This window comes from Microbacterium sp. CGR1 (assembly GCF_001266755.1).
Lineage (GTDB): Bacteria > Actinomycetota > Actinomycetes > Actinomycetales > Microbacteriaceae > Microbacterium.
This window is the reverse complement of the sequence record NZ_CP012299.1, coordinates 625,887-644,962: the sequence shown is the minus strand read 5'-3', so window position 1 is coordinate 644,962 and position 19,076 is coordinate 625,887. Positions and strand designations below refer to the sequence as shown.

The 19,076-nt window shown below is 68.5% G+C and carries 20 protein-coding genes; 6 read left to right on the top strand and 14 right to left on the bottom strand.

Translation table 11 applies throughout. The features are described 5' to 3' along the window. Positions 1–82: 82 nt before the first annotated feature. On the top strand, positions 83–778 hold the full coding sequence (locus AKG07_RS03010) for an ABC transporter ATP-binding protein (RefSeq protein ID WP_053099093.1): 696 nt from the start codon (positions 83–85) through the stop codon (positions 776–778). Then, positions 775–2,097 carry an FtsX-like permease family protein gene (locus AKG07_RS03005; protein ID WP_053095910.1) on the top strand — a complete coding sequence of 441 codons (1,323 nt, stop codon included), beginning with the start codon at positions 775–777 and terminating at the stop codon, positions 2,095–2,097. The genes AKG07_RS03010 and AKG07_RS03005 overlap by 4 nt, the downstream gene beginning before the upstream one ends. 3 nt (positions 2,098–2,100) lie before the next feature. Here AKG07_RS03005 and mutM read toward each other — a convergent pair whose 3' ends face one another. From mutM to AKG07_RS02975, 6 genes are all read right to left on the bottom strand, one after another. Continuing rightward, the gene (gene mutM, locus AKG07_RS03000; protein ID WP_053095909.1) at positions 2,101–2,964 is read right to left on the bottom strand and encodes a bifunctional DNA-formamidopyrimidine glycosylase/DNA-(apurinic or apyrimidinic site) lyase; all 864 of its coding nucleotides are present in this window, start codon (positions 2,962–2,964) and stop codon (positions 2,101–2,103) included. Next, complete coding sequence (rnc, locus tag AKG07_RS02995) at positions 2,957–3,649, bottom strand: ribonuclease III (protein ID WP_053095908.1); 693 nt, start codon at positions 3,647–3,649, stop codon at positions 2,957–2,959. Before rnc ends, mutM begins: the two co-directional genes overlap by 8 nt. Before the next feature lie 17 nt (positions 3,650–3,666). Continuing rightward, on the bottom strand, positions 3,667–3,876 hold the full coding sequence (gene rpmF / locus AKG07_RS02990) for a 50S ribosomal protein L32 (RefSeq protein WP_017830754.1): 210 nt from the start codon (positions 3,874–3,876) through the stop codon (positions 3,667–3,669). Positions 3,877–3,878: 2 nt separating this feature from the next. Continuing rightward, positions 3,879–4,427, bottom strand: coding sequence for a YceD family protein (locus tag AKG07_RS02985; RefSeq protein ID WP_053095906.1), 549 nt, complete (start codon positions 4,425–4,427; stop codon positions 3,879–3,881). Positions 4,428–4,509: 82 nt separating this feature from the next. Continuing rightward, complete coding sequence (gene coaD, locus AKG07_RS02980; protein WP_053095905.1) at positions 4,510–5,007, bottom strand: pantetheine-phosphate adenylyltransferase; 498 nt, start codon at positions 5,005–5,007, stop codon at positions 4,510–4,512. Positions 5,008–5,037: 30 nt separating this feature from the next. Further along, on the bottom strand, positions 5,038–7,212 hold the full coding sequence (locus tag AKG07_RS02975) for an ATP-dependent DNA helicase RecG (protein ID WP_053095903.1): 2,175 nt from the start codon (positions 7,210–7,212) through the stop codon (positions 5,038–5,040). Positions 7,213–7,273: 61 nt separating this feature from the next. Here AKG07_RS02975 and rsmD point away from each other — a divergent pair, with 61 nt between their 5' ends. Then, the gene (gene rsmD, locus AKG07_RS02970; protein ID WP_053095901.1) at positions 7,274–7,876 is read left to right on the top strand and encodes a 16S rRNA (guanine(966)-N(2))-methyltransferase RsmD; all 603 of its coding nucleotides are present in this window, start codon (positions 7,274–7,276) and stop codon (positions 7,874–7,876) included. Here the strand turns inward: rsmD and thiL are convergent. After that, positions 7,846–8,841, bottom strand: a complete 996-nt coding sequence (gene thiL, locus AKG07_RS02965) for a thiamine-phosphate kinase (protein WP_053095899.1) — start codon at positions 8,839–8,841, stop codon at positions 7,846–7,848. The two genes, rsmD and thiL, sit on opposite strands and share 31 nt — an antisense overlap. 23 nt (positions 8,842–8,864) lie before the next feature. On the opposite strand from thiL, the gene AKG07_RS02960 reads away from it, so the two are divergent. Then, the gene (locus tag AKG07_RS02960) at positions 8,865–9,371 is read left to right on the top strand and encodes a DUF3515 family protein (RefSeq protein ID WP_053095897.1); all 507 of its coding nucleotides are present in this window, start codon (positions 8,865–8,867) and stop codon (positions 9,369–9,371) included. An 11-nt stretch (positions 9,372–9,382) separates the two neighbouring features. Here the strand turns inward: AKG07_RS02960 and AKG07_RS02955 are convergent, their stop codons facing one another. The 6 genes from AKG07_RS02955 to leuC all read right to left on the bottom strand — a co-directional run bounded on the left by AKG07_RS02955 (position 9,383) and on the right by leuC (position 15,741). Then, a complete protein-coding gene (locus AKG07_RS02955; protein WP_053095895.1) occupies positions 9,383–10,465 on the bottom strand; it encodes a D-alanine--D-alanine ligase family protein in 1,083 nt (360 codons plus the stop codon). Beyond that, a complete protein-coding gene (locus tag AKG07_RS02950; protein WP_150115057.1) occupies positions 10,371–11,528 on the bottom strand; it encodes an NAD(P)H-dependent glycerol-3-phosphate dehydrogenase in 1,158 nt (385 codons plus the stop codon). Before AKG07_RS02950 ends, AKG07_RS02955 begins: the two co-directional genes overlap by 95 nt. After that, positions 11,494–12,249 (bottom strand): lysophospholipid acyltransferase family protein, encoded by a 756-nt coding sequence (locus AKG07_RS02945; RefSeq protein WP_053095891.1) that lies wholly within the window; start codon positions 12,247–12,249, stop codon positions 11,494–11,496. Before AKG07_RS02945 ends, AKG07_RS02950 begins: the two co-directional genes overlap by 35 nt. Before the next feature lie 5 nt (positions 12,250–12,254). After that, entirely contained in the window at positions 12,255–13,622 is a 1,368-nt protein-coding gene (gene murA / locus AKG07_RS02940; RefSeq protein ID WP_053095889.1) for a UDP-N-acetylglucosamine 1-carboxyvinyltransferase, read from the bottom strand. Between the two features lie 65 nt (positions 13,623–13,687). Beyond that, positions 13,688–14,287, bottom strand: coding sequence for a 3-isopropylmalate dehydratase small subunit (gene leuD / locus AKG07_RS02935; protein WP_053095888.1), 600 nt, complete (start codon positions 14,285–14,287; stop codon positions 13,688–13,690). 2 nt (positions 14,288–14,289) lie between these two features. Further along, the gene (gene leuC / locus AKG07_RS02930) at positions 14,290–15,741 is read right to left on the bottom strand and encodes a 3-isopropylmalate dehydratase large subunit (RefSeq protein WP_053095887.1); all 1,452 of its coding nucleotides are present in this window, start codon (positions 15,739–15,741) and stop codon (positions 14,290–14,292) included. A gap of 187 nt (positions 15,742–15,928) precedes the next feature. On the opposite strand from leuC, the gene AKG07_RS02925 reads away from it, so the two are divergent. Continuing rightward, entirely contained in the window at positions 15,929–17,224 is a 1,296-nt protein-coding gene (locus AKG07_RS02925) for an O-acetylhomoserine aminocarboxypropyltransferase/cysteine synthase family protein (protein WP_053095886.1), read from the top strand. After that, positions 17,221–18,534, top strand: a complete 1,314-nt coding sequence (locus AKG07_RS02920; protein WP_053095885.1) for an LLM class flavin-dependent oxidoreductase — start codon at positions 17,221–17,223, stop codon at positions 18,532–18,534. The genes AKG07_RS02925 and AKG07_RS02920 overlap by 4 nt, the downstream gene beginning before the upstream one ends. A gap of 17 nt (positions 18,535–18,551) precedes the next feature. Here AKG07_RS02920 and AKG07_RS02915 read toward each other — a convergent pair whose 3' ends face one another. Next, entirely contained in the window at positions 18,552–19,049 is a 498-nt protein-coding gene (locus AKG07_RS02915) for a DUF427 domain-containing protein (protein WP_053095884.1), read from the bottom strand. Positions 19,050–19,076: the final 27 nt, after the last annotated feature.

Here is a 19,076-nt window from a genome sequence, read left to right as displayed (position 1 = left end):
CATCCGAGCGGTGTACACGGCCGGCCACGGATCATCCGCCCGGCCGACGCAGCGGTCTCCGTATGGCCGCGAGGCTGGATGCATGAACACGACGGTCCTCGACGCACGCTCTCTGACCAAGTCCTACGGAACGACCCGCGCACTCGCCGGGGTGGATCTCACCATCCACCGCGGCGAGTCGGTCGCCATCATGGGTGCCTCCGGGTCGGGCAAGACCACTCTCCTCCATGTCCTCGCCGGCATCATCAGTCCGGACTCGGGCACCGTGTCGTTCCAGCCCTCGGTCGGTCAGGCGGTGGAACTCGCCGGACTCGGAGAATCCGCTCGTTCCCGGCTGCGGAGAGAGCGGTTCGGGTTCGTCTTCCAGCAGGGTCTGCTCATTCCGGAGCTCACGGCGGTCGAGAACGTGGCGCTCGCATCGATGATCAACGGAGTGAAGAGAGCGCAGGCCACCGCTCACGCGGCGTCCTGGCTCGCCGCGCTCGGGCTGGCCGGGATGGAGGACCGCCGAATCGGCGAGCTGTCCGGCGGGCAGGCGCAGCGCGTCGCGATCGCACGGGCTCAGGCGACGGGTGCGGAACTCGTGTTCGCCGACGAGCCGACCGGCGCCCTCGACTCGCACACGTCGCAAGACGTGATGAATGCGCTGCTGTGGTCGACGACGGGCCAAGGGCGCACGCTGCTCGTCGTGACACACGATGCAGACGTGGCGGCGCGCTGCTCGCGGATCGTCTCCGTGCGCGACGGCCAGATCATCTCGTCGGCGGTGACGGCATGAACGCCCGCGTCCTGGCTGTGCTTCTTCGCGCCGGGACGGGAGAGAAAGCGGTGCTCGCGCTTCCGCTCATCGCTTTCGGCATCGTCACCGCCCTCGTGCTGACCGTCGTGGGCGGGGCTCAGTGGTTCTGGACCTGGACCGATGAGTACGCGCCGGTGTACCAGGCGTTGGCCGCGATCGCGCTCGTGCTCCTCATCGTCCCGCTGATGAATCTCGGCGGGGCGGCCGCCCGTCTCTCAGCCCGCCGTCGTGACGAGCGTCTCTCGACCCTGCGGCTTCTCGGCGTGACGCCTCTGGGCGTCGGGGTCGCTACGGTCATCGAATCCATGATCGTCGCGGCCGCCGGTGCCGTCGCCGGAGTCGTCGTCCATCTCGCCCTCACCCCTCTCGTCGGACTCATCCCGTTCCGTGGCACGGCTCTCGGCGTCGAGGCGATCATGCTCTCGCCCTTCAGCGTTCTCGCCGTCGTGGGAGGCGTCCTTCTCGTGGCGGCAGCGAGTGCTGTGCTGGGGCTCCGGCGCGTGATCATCTCGCCCCTCGGCGTGCGCCTGCGGACGACCGTCTCCACCGCGCACTGGTTCCGCGCGATCATCGCAGTCTCCGTTCTTGCGCTCGTGTTCGTCCTTGTCACGGTCTTCCCTTCCGTCGCAGGACTCGCGGCGACCATCGCCGTCCTCGCCCTGTTGTTCGCCGTCTCCCTGGCGGTGCTCAACGTGATCGGACCATGGGTCCTGAAGGTCGCCGCCGGCCGTCAGCTGCGCAAGGCCGAGCACGCAGATCGGCTGCTCGCCGCCCGTCTAGTGCTGGACTCCCCCAAAGCCGCGTGGCGTCAGGTGAGCGGCATCGCGATGGCGAGCTTCATGGCCGTGTTCGCAGGAACCGGAGTCTCCCTGATGAATGTGATGAACAGCGGCGACACGACGTCCGCGGATGCGGCCCTCGCCGCGGACATGCGCACCGGCCTCGTCATCACCCTCGTCGCTTCATTCCTGATGGTCGCGGCATCCGTGGGGGTCAATCAAGCCGCGGCCGTTCTCGATCAGCAGGAACTCCACCGGAGTCTGCACCGGCTGGGCGTGCCGCTCGCGATCGTCGACAGCGCACGCCGCCGGGCGATCATGTCTCCACTCCTCGTGACCGCGATCGGCTCGGCGACCTGTGCCGGCGTGCTGGTCTTCCCGCTGCTGGGGATCGCCCTGGTCACGGCACCCGAGTCTCTCCTCACGATCGCGCTCGTACTGGCCGTGGGGATCGGAATCGTCTGGATGAGCACTCGAGCGACGCGGCCCCTGCTTGCCCGTTCGTTCGAGATGGTGTGAGTCTCAGCGACGCCGCTGGCAGCGCGGACAGTAATGACTCGAGCGGTTCATGAAAGCCTCCCGGCGGATCAGAGTGCCGCAGCGCGGGCACGGCTGTCCGCCTCGACCGTACGCGTTGAGCGAGTGGGCGAAGTAGCCTGCCTGACCGTTCACATTGACGTACTGGGAGTCGAAGCTCGTGCCGCCCTCTGCAAGGGCCTTCACGAGCACCACTCTGATCTCGGCGAGGAGGCGCCTGCTCGCTTGCGTCGACAGCGCACTCGCGAGCGTCGCCGGGTGGATGCGCGCCGCCCACAGCGCCTCATCCGCATAGATGTTGCCCACGCCGCTGATCGTCTGCTGATCGAGCAGCACTCGCTTGATCGCACTGCCGCGTGTGCGGAGTGCACGCAGGAAGCGCTCGTCGTCGAACAGCGGGTCTATCGGATCACGGGCGATGTGCACGACCTGAGTCGGGATCCACGTCGGTCCGTCCGGCACCAGACCGTCGACCGCCAACGACCCGAAAGTCCTCTGGTCGGCGAAGACGATCGCGAGCTCGCCATGACGAGGATGCTCGATGCTGATCCGGATGCGCTCGTGGCGTTCCGCCTCGGCGTCCGGCGCGCGCAGCAGCATCTGTCCGCTCATTCCGAGGTGCGCGATCAACGCGGAATCAGCGGTGTCCAGCGGCAGCCAGAGGAACTTGCCCCGTCGGTCGGCTGCAGTGACCCTGCGTCCCTCCAGGCGCGCGGCGAAGTCGGACGGCCCGGCCGCATGCCGTGTGAGAGCTCGTTGATCGAACACGCTCACGGCCGTGATGAGCGAGCCGATCACCGCGGGAGCGAGACCCGCCCGGACGACCTCGACCTCGGGAAGCTCAGGCACGCTCGTTGAGCAGTCGCCACGCGCTGAGCGCGGCGGCCATCTCTGCCGTCTTCTTGCTGCTGCCCTTGCCGGTCATCGCCAGATCGCCGACGACCACGGTTGCGAGGAATCGACGATCGTGGTCGGGGCCGCTCGCCTCCACCGAGTACTGGGGCGGAGTCGCACCGACTCGCGCAGCCAGCTCCTGCAGGCTCGTCTTCGGATCCATCGCCGCGCCGTAGCGCTCGGGGTCGGCGAGGAGTGGCGCGGTCAGCCGGAGCACGAGCTCGGTCGCCGCCTCAGGACCCGCTGACAGATACGTCGCGCCGATCACGGCTTCCATCGTGTCGGCGAGGATCGAGTCCTTGTCGCGACCGCCCGTCTGTTCCTCACCGCGTCCCAGCAGCAGATGGCTGCCGAGATCGATCGCTCTCGCAACCTCGGCGAGAGCGACCGTCGAGACGACGCTCGCGCGCCGCTTGGCCAACTCCCCCTCATCCAGCCCCGGATGGGTCGTGAAGAGCATCACCGTCACGGCTTGTCCGAGAACGGAGTCGCCGAGGAACTCGAGACGTTCGTTATGGGGGATGCCGCCGTGCTCGTAGGCATAGGAGCGATGGGTGAGCGCCAACTCCAGAAGCTCCGCGTCGATATCGACGCGGAGCTTCTCTGGGAGCGGTCTCGTCCCCCCAGGGACCTCAGTCACAATCGTGAAGTCGCGACTCAGACGTCGGCGACCTTGCGACCCTTGTACTCGAGGAAGAGCTCGGTGCCCTGCGAGTCGGTGACGACCTTGGCCTGGTGAGGACGGCTGTAGACGACCTGACCGTTCTCGATGGTCTTGACGAGTGCGACAGGCGCCGCCTTCCACTGCGCGCGGCGCGAGCGGGTGTTCGAACGGGATACCTTGCGCTTCGGGGGGTTACCAGCCATGACTAGCTCTCTTCTTTCTCGGCGGCTCGGCTCTGTGCCTCACCGTCTTGGTCTGTGATCTGCTGGAGCGCGCTCCACCGAGGATCGATGGGAGCCACCTGCTCCGTCCCGGTGCTCGCGGTCAGCCTCTCGCCCGTCTCCGGGTCGAGCCCGGGGCAATCCGGCTGACACACCGGCTGAAATGGAAGCGCCAATACGGCCGCATCCCTGACTAGAGTTTCAAGATCCACGTGGTCGTCTTGAACCTCGAAGTCAGTTTCTTCCTCACCAGGATACGCGAAAAGCTCCTGGAACTCGACTTCGACGGGCCGGGTGATGTCGATCAGGCATCTTCCGCATACGCCGGAGTACTCAGCGTCGGCGGTTCCGGAGACCAGGATGCCCTCGTGAACCGACTCGAGACGCACGTCCAGGTCGAGCGCAGAACCGGCTTCATACGCGACGATTCCCTCTCCCCAGCCTTCGCCGAGGGTCACCGAGAACTCGTGCTCGCGCATCTCGCCCGGCTTGCGGACGATGTCACGGACGGGCAGGACGAAGGGACCATTCATTCGGGAACGCACCCGGCAATGGTACCGGCTCCTGCGGGATGGAGGCTGGTTCCGCGCTGTGCGGAGACGGCGGCTCCGGAAATCAGATCCCGCGTGATCCGGTGTCGAGGAAGGAGGCGACCGCCGGAGGCACGAACGGCGACACGTCACCGCCGAGGCCCGCCACCTGGCGGACCAGGGAGCTGGAGACCAGGGCATGCGCGGGGTCGGGCAGGAGGAAGACCGTCTCGATGTCGGCGAGGTGACGGTTGACGATCGCCATCGGGGATTCGTACGCGACGTCGATCTGCGAACGGATGCCCTTCACGAGAACTCCCGCACCGACGTCGCGGGCGTAGTCCACGAGCAGCCCCATGCTCCAGGAGCCCACGACGACGTTGTCGCCGATCCCGTCCTCAGCGATCGACTGCTCGAGCAGCGACATCCGCTGAGCGATCGGGAGCAGCGCCTCTTTGCCGGGGTTGTGCACCACGAGCACGTGGAGTTCGTCGTACAGCTTGGCTGCGCGACGGATCACGTCGAGATGACCCAGGGTCGGCGGATCGAACGATCCAGGGACGACGGCGATCCGGCTGCTCATGCCCCCAGCCTAAAGCACGCGATGCCGCGGTCAGTTCTTCGCGAGTGCCGCCCGGTCGTCGTCGCTCACGCGTCGCTCGATCGCCGAGCGGAGTCCGGGATTCGCCCGCAGATCCGGGTCGTCGGAGAGGATGCCCTCCGCGAGCTCCCGGGCTCGGACGATCAGGCCCGAGTCCTTGACGACCCGCAGCAGCTTCAGGGAGGACCGAGCTCCAGCCTGTGCGGCACCGAGCACGTCACCTTCACCGCGGAGCTCGAGATCGACCTCCGCGAGAGCGAATCCGTCGAGAGTCGCTGCCACCGCGTCCACGCGTTCGCGCGCCACTGACCCCTCTTCGGCTTCGGTGACCAACAGGCAGAGCCCTGGAACGCCTCCTCGACCGACACGGCCCCTCAGCTGGTGCAGCTGCGACACCCCGAACCGATCGGCGTCGAGAACGATCATGGTCGAGGCGTTCGGGACGTCGACGCCGACCTCGATCACGGTCGTCGCCACCAGCAGGTCGATCTCACCGCGCGCGAAGGACTGCATGACGGCGTCCTTCTCGTCGGACGGCATGCGACCGTGCAGCACGGCCCGTCGGACGTTCCCGAGCTGGGGGTGCGTCGCCAGGGCCTCATCGAGCTGCACCACGCCCCAGCGAGGACCCGACGCACCCTCGGGCGGGATCACGGGCTGCTCCCCCGCTTCCGCCGTCTTCTTGGTCGTGTCGATCGCCGCGCATACCGCGAACACCTGTCGGCCCTGAGAGATCTCCTCGGCGGCGCGCTCCCAGACTCGATTGAACCAGCCGGGATGCTCTGCGAGCGGAGCGACGAAGGACTCGATTCCGGCTCGCCCCTTGGGCATCGTGCGGATCACGGAGGTGTCGAGATCGCCGAACACCGTCATCGCGACCGTCCGCGGGATCGGGGTCGCGGTGAGAACCAGCGCGTGCGGGCTGGACCCCTTCGCGCGGAGCGCCTCTCGTTGCTCGACTCCGAACCGGTGCTGCTCGTCGACGACGACGAGGCCGAGATCAGCGAAGGTCGTCTTCTCGCCGAGCAGCGCGTGCGTGCCCACGACGATCAGCGCCTGTCCGGAGGCGACGCGGAGCGCAGCCTTGCGACGCTCGGCGGCCGGCATCTGACCGGTGAGCAGGGTGGGCATCACGAGCGGCGACATCTGCGGCCCGAGCATCTTCGCGATCGATCGCAGGTGCTGCCCTGCGAGCACCTCGGTCGGGGCGATCAGCGCCGCCTGACCGCCGGACTCGGCCACCTGGAGCATCGCGCGCAGCGCGACGAGGGTCTTCCCGGACCCGACCTCGCCCTGCACGAGACGATTCATCGGCCAGGCGGCGACGAGGTCGCTCGCCACCTGCTCGCCGACCGTCTTCTGGTCGGGCGTGAGGTCGTACGGCAGCGAGGCGTCGAAGCGCTCGAGCAGCCCACCGGGCTTCGACGGACGCGCGGTCGCCGACAGCGATCGCACCGCATCGCGCTGCTGCAGGAGGGCGGTCTGGAGAGTGAGCGCCTCGTGCATCCGCAGGGTGCGGACCGCAGGATCGATGTCGTTGCGGGTCCTCGGGCGGTGAATCTGCTCGAGCGCCTCTCGGGCGGTCAGAAGTTCCTCCCGCGCGCGGACATCGGGGGCGAGAGGCTCCGGCACGTCGCCGAGGCCGTCGAGCGCCCGCGTGATGAACTTCGCGATCTGCCACGTCTGCAGCGTCGACGTCGCGGGATAGATGGGAATCAGCACGGCAGCGCGCGCGTCCGCCCGGCGTCTGGCCGCATCCTCGTCGCCGAACAGCTCGTACTCGGGATGCGCGAACTGCGTCATGCCGTTGAACTCGCCGACCTTGCCCGAGAAGACACCTCGACGTCCGACCGCGAGGTCCTCGGAGCGCCACTTGGCCGCGCCCAGGTTCTTCGCGAAGAACGTCAGAGACATCTTGCCGATGCCGTCGCCGATCACGACGTCGACCATCGCACCACGACGGTTGCGCATCGCCCTGGCGCTGGAGGACAGCACCTCGGCGACGATCGTCACCGTCTCACCCAGAGGGAGTTCACGGATCGGGGTCAGCTCGCCCGGATCCGCGTACCGTCGGGGATAGTGCGACACGAGATCGCCGACCGTCTTCATGCTGAAGGCTCTGTCGAGAGACTTCGCCGGCGTGGCGCCCAGCGCCTCCTCGAGCGACGAATCCAGCGTGAGCGACATGATCCGAGTCTAGGAGGCCGCACGGACACGACGTGCGCCGCAGCTGTCGTATCGTGAACGGGTGACGAGGATCATCGCCGGAACAGCGCGCGGCGCACGGCTCGACGTGCCCCGCGCGGGAACGAGACCCACCAGCGACCGCGTGCGGGAGTCGCTCTTCGGAGCGCTGGAGTCGGCGGATGCCATCGTCGGCGCGCGGGTGCTCGACCTCTATGCCGGCTCGGGTGCGCTGGGACTGGAGACCCTCAGCCGCGGCGCGACGAGCGCGGATCTCGTCGAGCACGGCCGAGAGGCGGCGTCGGTGGTCCGCCGCAACGCCGCCACCGTCGCGAAGGCCGGAGCGCCGAGCGCGAGGGTGCACCAGAGCACCGTCCGATCGTTCCTGCTGCGCGCCTCCGGCCCGTACGACCTCGTGTTCTCGGATCCCCCGTACGACCTCGACGACGAGGCGATGACGGCGGACCTCGTCACGCTCGCGCCGCTTCTCGCTCCCGACGCCCTCGTGATCATCGAGCGCGCCCGGCGATCGCCCCCTCCCGACCTCGCTGCGGCCGGACTGGAGCTGATCCGCGAGAAGGCCTACGGCGACACCGCGCTCTGGTGGGCCGAGCCCACTCCCGCGACGGAGTCGTCTCAGCCCGAGGCCGAGTCCCAGTCGCGATAGGGATCCCAGCCGCTGACATCCGCGGGTGCGCCGTCGACCAGCAGCTCGTGCTCGCCCCGGGGCACGACAGTGCCGATGACGCGGAAGCCCGCGGGCACGATCCCCGGCGGGAAGCAGGCGAGAAGGGCGTGATCCTCGCCACCGGCGAGAGCTCGCTGGGGGCTGTCGCCGAGGGCTGCGCTGTCGAGTGCGATGGTGACCTCGGAGGCCGCTGCCATCCGTCGCGCGTCGAGCGCGAGCCCGTCTGAGATGTCCATCATCGCGGTCGCGCCCGCAGTGGCAGCGAAAGGGCCGAGACCGATCGGCGGCGATGGACGGAGCTGAGCCGCCAGAGCAGCGCTCTCACCCGGGGCGAGCAGGGACGCATCGACGGGGACCGGTGCCTCCCCCTCGCGGAACCTTCCGAAGAGCACCGAGAGTCCGTGAGCGGCGTGCCCCAGTTCGCCTGCGACCGCGACCACGTCACCGACCCGTGCGCCCGACCGGGTCACGGGCGGCCGGCCCTCGAGATCGCCGAGCGCGGTGACGGCCACGGTCAGGACGTCCGAGACCGTGAGATCGCCGCCGACCACCGCGCATCCCGGTGCGAGTGCGGCGCAGGCTTCTCGGAAGCCGTCTGCGAGGCGCTCGATGAACGACAGTCGAAGATCGCGGGGAACGGCCAGCGCCACCAGGAGCGCCGTCGGCCGCGCGCCCATGGCCGCCACGTCGGCGAGGTTGACGGCGGCGGCCTTCCAACCGAGGTCGTACCCCGACGACCACGCGAGCCGGAAGTCCGGGCCGTGCACGAGAGTGTCCGTCGTGGCGACCACCGAACCCGAGGGAGCGGCGATCACCGCCGCATCGTCGCCGGGTCCGACGAGCGTGTGAGAGGCCCGCGCCGTCCTCGCCAGGATCGCTCGGAGGATCTCCCCCTCCGACAGTTCGCCGAGGGTCGGATCATCGTCGCGAGGTCGGGAGGACATGCAGTCAAAGGTAGCCTGGATGCATGCCCCGCTCTCGCCGTCTCGCCGTCGTCGCGGGCTCGCTGGTCCTCCTCGCCGCACTGTCCGGCTGCTCGACGACGATCCACCTCGAACCCGCTGAGGACGCCAACGATCCGGCCTGCGCCGAGGTGTCCGTGCTCCTCCCCGACGCCGTCGGCGATCTCGATCGGGTGTGGACCGATGCTCAGGCGACCGGAGCCTGGGGCGACCCGACCGTCGTGCTGCGCTGCGGCGTCGAACCGCCGGCGCCATCGACAGAGGTGTGCACGACCATCGGCAGCGTCGACTGGCTCGTTCTCGATCAGGAGGAAGACCGGCAGCGTCTCGTGACGTACGGTCGCGAGCCCGCCATCGAGGTGATCATCCGCCGTGGCGAGGAGATCGACTTCCGTACGGTCGTCGAGAGCCTCTCCACGAGCATCCAGTCGGGCCTCGCGCCCGCCACGGCACGCTGCACCGACCGGGTGCCCACCGAGGAGAACCCGGACGACGGATCGACCGAAGGCTGACCCGTCGAGGGTCAGCGGCGCAGGCCCGCCTCGATCAACTCGGAGATCAGGTCGCCGTAGCTGAGTCCGGAGGCCACCCAGCACTTCGGGAACATCGAGATCGGAGTGAATCCCGGCATCGTGTTCAGCTCGTTGACCACCAGCTCTCCCGTAGGAGTGAGGAACATGTCGACGCGCGCAAGACCTCGCCCGTCCACCGCCTCGAACGCACGGACTGCCGCATCCTGAATGGCCGCGACCTCGGAATCCTCGAGCTCCGCCGGGCACACGACGTCGACGCCGTCGCCGCCGAGGTACTTTCCCTCGAAGTCGTAGAACCCTCGAGTCGTCAGCACGATCTCGCCAGGAAGCGACGCTCGGACGCCGTCGGCACCTTCGAGCACGGCGACCTCGATCTCGCGGCCGACCACGCCCGCCTCGATCAGGACCTTGTCGTCTTCTGCGAACGCGATCGCCAGCGCCGCATCGAGCTCGTCGGCGCTCTCGACCTTCGAGACGCCCACGCTGGATCCCGCGCGAGCCGGCTTCACGAAGAGCGGCAGGCCGAGCGCCGCCGCCGAGTCGCGGATCGCGACGGCATCCTGTTCCCACTGGCGCGCGCGCACCGTCAGTCCGGCCGCCACCGCGATACCGGCGGCCCGCAGCGCGATCTTCATGAAGTGCTTGTCCATGCACAGTGCGGAGTCGAGCACCCCGCCGCCGGCGTAGGGGACCTCGAGGGTGTCGAAGTACCCCTGGATGGTGCCGTCCTCGCCGTGCGGGCCGTGGAGGATCGGCAGCACGATATCGATCTCGCCGAGGGATTCGGTGGTGCCGTCGGTGCGCACGACGCGCAGGCTGCGGTCTCCGCCGGGTTCCGGCCACAGCACCCGTGTGCCGTTGTCGGCGACCTCGGGCAGGTGAGCGGCATCCAGCGGGAACTTCGCCGGGTCGTCGTCCTCGAGGACGAAGGCGCCGTCGCGGGTGATCCCGACCGGGATCACGGCGTACCGATCGCGATCAATCGCGCCCAGCACTCCGCCCGCCGTTGCGGAACTGATCGAATGCTCGCTGGAGCGCCCTCCGAAGAGCACCACCACCGTCTGCTTGTCCATGGTTGGTCCTCTCACCCTGCGGGGTGTCGTCGTCCGTCGTCAGGTGGGGTGCGATGTCGCGGGGGTTCATCTTGCCGTCGAGCACCATCTTCACCTGCTCGACGATGGGCATGTGCACGTCGGACTCGCGGGCGAGTTGCAGCACGGGCGCCACGGACGCGAGGCCCTCAGCGGTCTGCTGCATCTGCTTCACGACGTCCTGGAAGCTGTATCCCTGGCCGAGCAGGCGCCCGGCCGTGTTGTTGCGGCTCAGCGGGGACTGACATGTCGCGATGAGGTCGCCCAGGCCCGCGAGTCCCTGCAGGGTCTCGGGGTGAGCGCCGTTGGCGACGGCGAAATCGGTCATCTCCACGAGCCCGCGGGTGATGATCGACGCCTTGGTGTTCTCGCCGTACCCGACGCCGTCGACGATGCCGATGGCCACCGCGATGAGGTTCTTCAGCACTCCCCCGAACTCCGTGCCGATCACGTCGGTGTTCACGAACGTCCGGAAGTAGCTGTTACGTGCCGCGCGCGCGACCTCCTCGGCGGTCTCCCGACTGCGTGAGGAGATCACGGCGGCCGTGGGCTGCTCGCGAGCGATCTCGAGCGCGAGGTTCGGCCCGGAGGCGACCGCGATACGGTCGGGATCGCAGCGCAGCTCCTGCTCGATGACCTGGCTCATCCGGAGCCCCGTCGTGCGCTCGACGCCCTTCATCAGGCTGACGATCTTGGCGTCGTTGTCGGCGAGCAGCGGCCGAAGCGCCTTGAGATTCTCCCGCAGCGACTGACTCGGCACCGAGAGGTACACCTGGTCGACATCGCGGAGCGCGATCGCCAGCTCGTGCGTCGCGGACATCGTGCGCGGCAGGTTGATGCCGGGCAGATAGCGGGAGTTGCGCTTGGCCTCGTCGATCTCGTGGGCGAGTTCGGCTCGGCGCGCCCACATCGTGACCTGCGCCCCGCCGTCGGCGAGGATCTTTCCGAACGTGGTGCCCCAGCTTCCGGCACCGATCACCGCGACGCGTGGTCCTGCGGGAGCGTTGCGCTTAGGAGTCAAGGCGACCCGTCTCCTTCTGTCCATGGGCGGACGGGTTCCAGCGCTCGGCCGGAGCCTTCTCGTCACGCAGGTCCTCGAGCAGCGCCGTGATGGCCTGCATCAGTCGTTCGGTGGCTTCGTTCAGCGCCGATGCCTCGCCCGCACGACCACGGAGGTCCGACAGATCGACGGGATCGCCGATGACGACGTCCACGGGCTTGCGCAGCGGCCAGAGGCTGAGCCCCTTCTGGTAGCGCCCCATGATCCGCTGGGTGCCCCAGTGGGCCATCGGGATGAGCGGGATGCCGTCGGTCAGCGCGAGCCGGACAGCCCCGGACTTTCCGCGCATCGGCCACATGTCGGGGTCGCGCGTCAGCGTGCCCTCCGGATAGACGATCACACCGCGACCGTGCTCGACGAGCTCGGCCGACTGCTTGAGCGTCTGCTTCGCCGCGGATGCCGACGAGGCGCGTGCCACGGGGACCATTCCTGTCGCGCGGAGCACGGCTCCGAGCACAGGAACCTTGAAGAGACTCTCCTTCGCCATGAAGCGCGGAGCTCGACCGATGCGCCACACCGCGAGTGCGACCACGAGCGGATCGAACTCGGAGTAGTGGTTCGGGGCGAGAACGTACGCTCCCTCACGCGGGAGCTTCTCGCTTCCCGTGATGCGGAGCTTCGCGACGAGCGAGATCAGCGGCACGGCGATCGCCGCGACCGGCCAGAACGCACTCGGTCGCGTGGTCTCCGTCGAGCGGGAACCCATCGGGGTCACCGGATGACGTCGAAGTCGGCGCCCACGGCATCGAGCTTGGCGAGGAACTTCTCGTAGCCGCGGCTGAGGATGTCCACTCCGGACACCCTCGACTCGCCTTCGGCGGTCAGCGCCGCGATGACGTGGCTGTATCCGCCGCGAAGGTCGGGAACGACGATGTCTGCGGCGTGCAGCGGCGTCGGGCCGGTGATGACGGCGGCCTGCTCGAGGTCCCGGCGCGGGACACGACGGGCTCCGTCCTGCAGTCCGCGGGGGTGCACGACGATGTCGGCGCCCATCTTGACGAGCGCCTCGGTGAAGCCCAGACGGTTCTCGTAGACCGTCTCGTGCACGACCGAGCGGCCCTTGGCCTGAGTGAGCGCCACGACGAGAGGCTGCTGCCAGTCGGTCATGAATCCGGGGTGCACGTCGGTCTCGACGATGACCGGCTTGAGCTCGCCGTCGCGACGGAACAGGATCCCGTCCTCCTTGATGTCGAACCATCCGCCGGCCTTGCGGAACACGTTGAGGAACGTGAGCATCTCCTGCTGCTTCGCGCCGCCCACGAAGATCTCGCCGTCGGTGGCGAGTGCGGCGGACGCCCAGGATGCGGCTTCGTTGCGGTCGAAGATCGAGCGGTGGTCATACCCCCGAAGCGTCTCGACACCCTCGATGAGGATGACGCGGTTCGGCTCGTAGGAGATGATCGCGCCCATCTTCTGCAGCACCGCGATCAGATCCATGATCTCGGGCTCGATGGCGGCGTTGCGAAGCTCCGTGGTGCCCTCGGCGCGAACGGCCGTGAGCAGCACCTGCTCGGTCGCTCCGACACTCGGGTACGGGAGGTGGATGTTCGCACCGTGCAGGCGCGCACCACCCGTCGACAGGCGGATGCCGCTCGGCAGCTTCTCGACGATGGCGCCGAACTTGCGGAGCGCGTCCAGATGGAAGTCGATCGGGCGGTCGCCGATGCGGCAGCCGCCCAGGTCGGGGATGAAGGCCTGACCGAGACGGTGCAGCAGCGGGCCGCAGAAGAGGATCGGGATGCGCGAGGCACCCGCGTGAGCGTCGATCTCCTCGAAGTGGGCCGACTCGACGTCGCTGGGGTCGAAGACGAGAGCTCCGGGCTCATCGCCGTCGGAGACCCGCACGCCATGGACCTCGAGCAGCGAGCGGACGACCGCGACGTCGCTGATGGCGGGCACGTCGCGCAGCACGCTGACGGTCTCTCCGAGCAGGGACGCGACCATCGCCTTGGTCGCGAGGTTCTTTGCGCCCTTGACGTCGACGCGGCCGCGCAGCGGGCGCCCTCCGCGAATGGCGAGGACGTCTCCGGTGAGTGGGGGGACTCCGTCCGGAAGAGCGTCGCGCACAGGTGTCGTCATTCGGAGCCTCACTTCATTCAACGGAATTCGGGGCGGGGTCGCCCTCGGCTCCCCCGCCCCGCCGTTCACTGCTGAACGGGAAGGGTCCGGGGCCGCCACGACTCGCGACGGGCCTCGAACTGCGCGATCTTGTCTTCGTTGCGCAGGGTGAGCCCGATGTCATCGAGCCCTTCGAGGAGCCGCCATCTAGTGTAATCGTCGATCCCGAGGTCAGCCTGGATCTCACCGATCGACGCGACTCGCGCCTCGAGGTCGACCGTGATCGAAGCCCCGGGATTCCGGTCGATCTCGCCCCAGATCCGCTCGAGATCCTCTTCGGAGATGGTGGCGGCGAGGAGCCCCTGCTTGCCCGAGTTGCCCCGGAAGATGTCGGCGAAGCGCGGGCTCAGGACCACCGCGAAGCCGAAGTCGCGCAGCGCCCAGACGGCGTGCTCGCGGCTGGATCCGGTGCCGAAGTCGGGGCCGGCGACGAGCACCGATGCGCCCTGGAAAGCCGGCTGGTTGAGCACGAACTCGGGATCCTGACGCCAGCCGTGGAACAGTGCGTCCTCGAAGCCGGTCTTCGTGACCCGCTTGAGGAACACGGCGGGGATGATCTGGTCCGTGTCGACGTTCGAGCGCTTCAGCGGGGCGGCGATGCCGGTGTGGGTGGTGAACTTCTCCATGGTCAGACCTCCGCCATCTCGTTCAGGTCGCTCGGACTCGACAGCGTGCCGCGGATCGCGGTCGCGGCGGCGACGAGCGGCGACACCAGGTGCGTGCGTCCGCCCTTGCCCTGCCGGCCCTCGAAGTTGCGGTTGGAGGTCGACGCGCAGCGCTCCCCCGGCGCGAGCTGATCGGGGTTCATCCCGAGGCACATCGAGCACCCCGCGAATCGCCACTCGGCTCCGAAGTCCTTGATGATCTTGTCGAGTCCTTCGGCCTCCGCCTCCAGCCGCACCCGGGCAGAGCCGGGAACGACCATGACGCGGACGCCGTCAGCCTTCTTCTTGCCTTCGACGATCGACGCGAACGCGCGGAGATCCTCGATGCGGCTGTTCGTGCACGACCCCATGAAGACGGCGTCGACCGGCACCTCCTTGAGAGGCGTGCCAGGCGTCAGATCCATGTACTCGAGGGCCCGCTCGGCTGCGGCACGCTCATTGGCATCGGCGATCTCTGCCGGGTCGGGAACCGCCGCCGACAGCGAGCTGCCCTGGCCGGGGTTGGTGCCCCACGTCACGAACGGCTCGAGCTCATCGGCATCGATGAAGACCTCGGCGTCGAACGTCGCCCCCTCATCCGTCGGCAGCGTTCGCCAGTACGCGACGGCGTCGTCCCAGTCCTGCCCCTTCGGGGCGTGCGGGCGACCCTTCAGGTACTTGAAGGTCGTCTCGTCGGGCGCGACCATGCCAGCACGAGCGCCGGCCTCGATCGACATGTTGCAGATCGTCATCCGGCCCTCCATCGACAACGCCCGGATCGCGCTGCCGCGGAACTCCAGGACGTAGCCCTGACCGCCGCCGGTGGTGATCTTCGCGATCACCGCGAGGATGATGTCCTTCGCGGTGACGCCGGGCCTCAGCGTGCCCTCGACGTTGATCGCCATGGTCTTGAACGGCTTCAGCGGCAACGTCTGCGTCGCCATGACATGCTCGACCTCGCTCGTGCCGATGCCGAAGGCCATGGCGCCGAACGCGCCGTGCGTCGATGTGTGGGAGTCGCCGCAGACCACCGTGATGCCGGGCATCGTGAGACCGAGCTGCGGCCCCACGACGTGGACGATGCCCTGTTCGGCGTCGCCGAGCGAGTGCAGACGCACGCCGAACTCCGCGGCGTTGCGGCGCAGCGTCTCGATCTGCGTGCGGCTCGTGAGGTCGGCGATGGGCTTGTCGATGTCCCAGGTCGGCGTGTTGTGGTCCTCGGTGGCGATCGTCAGGTCGAGGCGCCGCAACGGTCGCCCCTCCGATCGCAGTCCGTCGAACGCCTGCGGGCTCGTCACCTCATGCACCAGGTGCAGATCGATGTAGATGAGGTCCGGCTCGCCGTTCTCGCCCTTGACGACGAGATGGTCGTCCCAGACCTTCTCGGCGAGGGTCCTGGGACGGACGGGAGCAGTGTCTGCTGCGGGGGTGTTCATTGCGTGTCTCCTGAAGCTGGCGGTTCGGCCCACGATGGACTCCGCGACGAGGAGGGGCTCAGAACGAGGTCTCGTCGCGGCCGCTAAGAAGGAGCACGATCCGCATGACGTCAGATTACCACCGCTTCAGCGCCCGGAGTCTCCGCGTGACACGCTACTGTCACCCGCACCTTCGAGAGGCACCCGCATGACCGACGACAGCACCGGATTCGCCACGAGAGCGGTCCACGCGGCCCGGAATCAGGGGCCCGCATCGTCGAGGGCGACGCCGATCTACCTGACGGCGGGATTCGAGTTCGACGACTTCGACCATGCCGCCGACCACTTCGGCACCGGCGCGGGGTTCGGATACACGCGCACGGGGAATCCGACGGTGCACGCCGTCGAGCGCCAGCTCGCCGCACTCGAATCCGCCGCGGAGGCCGTGCTCGTCGCCAGCGGCCAGGCCGCGGTCGTCACCGCACTGCTGACCGTCGCCGGAGCGGGCGATCACATCGTCTCCTCGACGCACATCTACGAAGGCACGCGAGGGCTTCTGCTCGACAACCTCGCTCGCCTCGGCATCGAGACGACGTTCATCGACGACATCGCCGACCCCGGCGCCTGGCGGGGTGCGATCCGCCCGACCACCCGGGCGCTGTTCGGCGAGTCCATCGCGAACGCGCGCAACGACATCCTCGACATCTCCGCGGTGAGCGCGGTCGCCGACGAGTTCGCCATCCCGCTCATCGTCGACAACACCCTCGCGACGCCGTTCCTGCTCCGGCCGCTCGAGCATGGCGCCGCCATGGTGGTGCACTCCGCCTCGAAGTTCCTCGCCGGTCACGGGTCGGTGCTCGGCGGCGTGATCCTCGACGACGGTCGCTTCGACCCGGCGAAGGCGGGGCACAACGCTCCACATCTCGTTCTGCCGGGGCGCGGCGGGTTCCCGAGCGTGGCTTCGCGTCATGGCGGCAACGCGCGCATCGCCTACGCGCGCGAGTCCGTCGCTCCGCGATTCGGCGCGTCCCCGTCGCCGCTCAACGCGTTCCTGATCGGACAGGGCGCCGAGACCCTCGGTCTGCGGGTCGAGCGGCAGTCCCGGAACGCCCTCGAGATCGCCCGCTGGCTCGCCGCGCAGGAGGCGGTCGAGAGCGTCGACTACGTCGGCCTCGACACGCATCCCGACCACAGCCTCGCCGAGAGGTACCTCTCGGGAGGGTACGGCTCGATCTTCACCTTCACGCTCCGCGGGGGCCTCGACGCCGCACGCGACTTCGTCGAGAGCGTCGACGTGTTCACGCACATGACCCACATCGGCGACGTGCGCTCGCTGGTGCTGCACCCCGCGACCACCAGCCACTCGCATCGCACGCCTGAGGAGCGAGATGTCCTCGGAGTGCAGCCGGGAACCCTGCGACTGTCGGTCGGCATCGAAGACGTCGCCGACCTCCTCGGCGATCTGGCCCGAGTCCTGGAACCCGCGCGGGAGGCCATCGCATGACCCGGCCCCAGCACTTCGGGTGGTTCCTGGCACGCGGCTTCGGCCCGCAGGGGTGGGGCTATCCGTCGCTGGACTGGGACTACGACTGGACCCGTCCGGAGATCTACCAGGAGGCGGCTCGCACACTCGAGCAGGCAGGCTTCGACCTCCTCATCATCGAGGACGCGCCGTCGCTCGGCTCGCCCGACACGATCGACCTCCGCGTGCGCCATGCCTTCGGCGGCCCCAAGCACGACCCGCTGCTGCTCGCTCCCTACCTCTTCCAGGCGACACGGCATCTCGGGGTCGTGCCCACCGTGAACCCGGCGGCGTACCTGCCGTATACCGCGGCTCGGCAGTTCTCCACGCTTCAGCACCTCAGTGGCCACCGCCTCGGGCTCAACGTGGTGACCGACACCGGCAGTGCGCGACATTTCTCCGCCGCGGATCAGCTCGGGCACGATGCGGCATACGACCGCGCCGAAGAATGGCTCGCCGGCATCCGCTCGCTCTGGCGCAGCTGGGACGACGGTGCACTGGTCCGCGATCGCGAGACCGACGTGTTCGCCGACGGATCGAAGCTGCGCTCCGTGCAGCACCGCGGAACGCACTTCGACTTCGACGGCCCGTTGAACGCCGTGCCGTTCACCGACGGGGAGCCGTCGATCGTCTCCCCCGGCGGCTCCGGCCGCGGCCTCGGATTCGCCGGCGCCAACTCCGATGTGCAGCTCGCCCTCGCGCCGCTGGACGAGGCCTCGGTGCGTGCCTATCGAGCGAAGATCCACGATGCGGCGATCGCCGCCGGACGCTCGCCGGACGACATCAAGATCCTGTTCGCGATCCAGCCGGTGATCACATCATCCGCCGAGGAGGCCGACCGAATCGTCGCCGCCTCCGCGCATCCCGACGACGCGACCCTCGTGCAGATCGCACGCAAGCAGTCCAGCGACCTCGAGACGGATCTGACCTCGCTCGATCTCGACAGACCACTCGACCTCGAGATCTTCGGCGAGCACGTCTCGCGCGGGAGCATCCAGCGCCTGATCGGCGACCGCGGAGACGATGCTCCTCTACGAGTCCATCTCGCCGCGCTCGCTCGGACGGGCCGCATCTCCGATCGCTCGGGTTTCGTCGGCACTGCCGAGGAGTTCGCAGATCTGATCGAAGAGCTCGGCGAGTGGGGCAACGACGGCGTCCTGCTGTGGGGCGACTTCCACCCCGTCACGCTGCATCGGACGCTGGATGAACTCGTGCCCGTTCTTCGACGCCGGGGCATCCTGCGCCGGGACTACGTCGACGGAGGGCTGCAGGCGAACCTCCGCGCGTTCTGACGCGTAGGCGAGCAGGGTCACCAGCCCAGGGTGCCGGGTGCACCTTTGAAGGGGCCGACGACCGTCGACGTGACCCACCCGCCGTAGAACCCGCCCGGCTGCGGTGTGACGACCTCGTCCCCCACCGTGCACTCGTCCATCGGACCCGCATAGACGGCGACCCGGTCTGCCAGCATCTCGAAACCTCGAGAGGGATTCGGGTAGTTCCAGGCGGCCCCGGCCGCCGTCTGCGCTCCACCTCGCACATCGAGGTAGCGTGCGGCTCCCTTGAACTCGCAGAACGAGGAGCCCGGCGCGTCAGAGAGCGAGCCCGCGGTGAAGTCGGCGATCGGCAGGTAGTACACGGGAGGATGGCTCGTCTCGAGGACTCGCACCGCGTCGCGCGTGTCGGCGATGAGCTCGCCGCCGAGGCGGACGGTGATGCGCGCAGCCACGGGCTCGACCTTCGGCGGTCGAGGATAGTCCCAGACGGATTCCTGACCGGGCGAGGGCATCAGAGGGCGGGGTCTGCGCATCTGTTCACTGTACGTCGCACGGTGTTG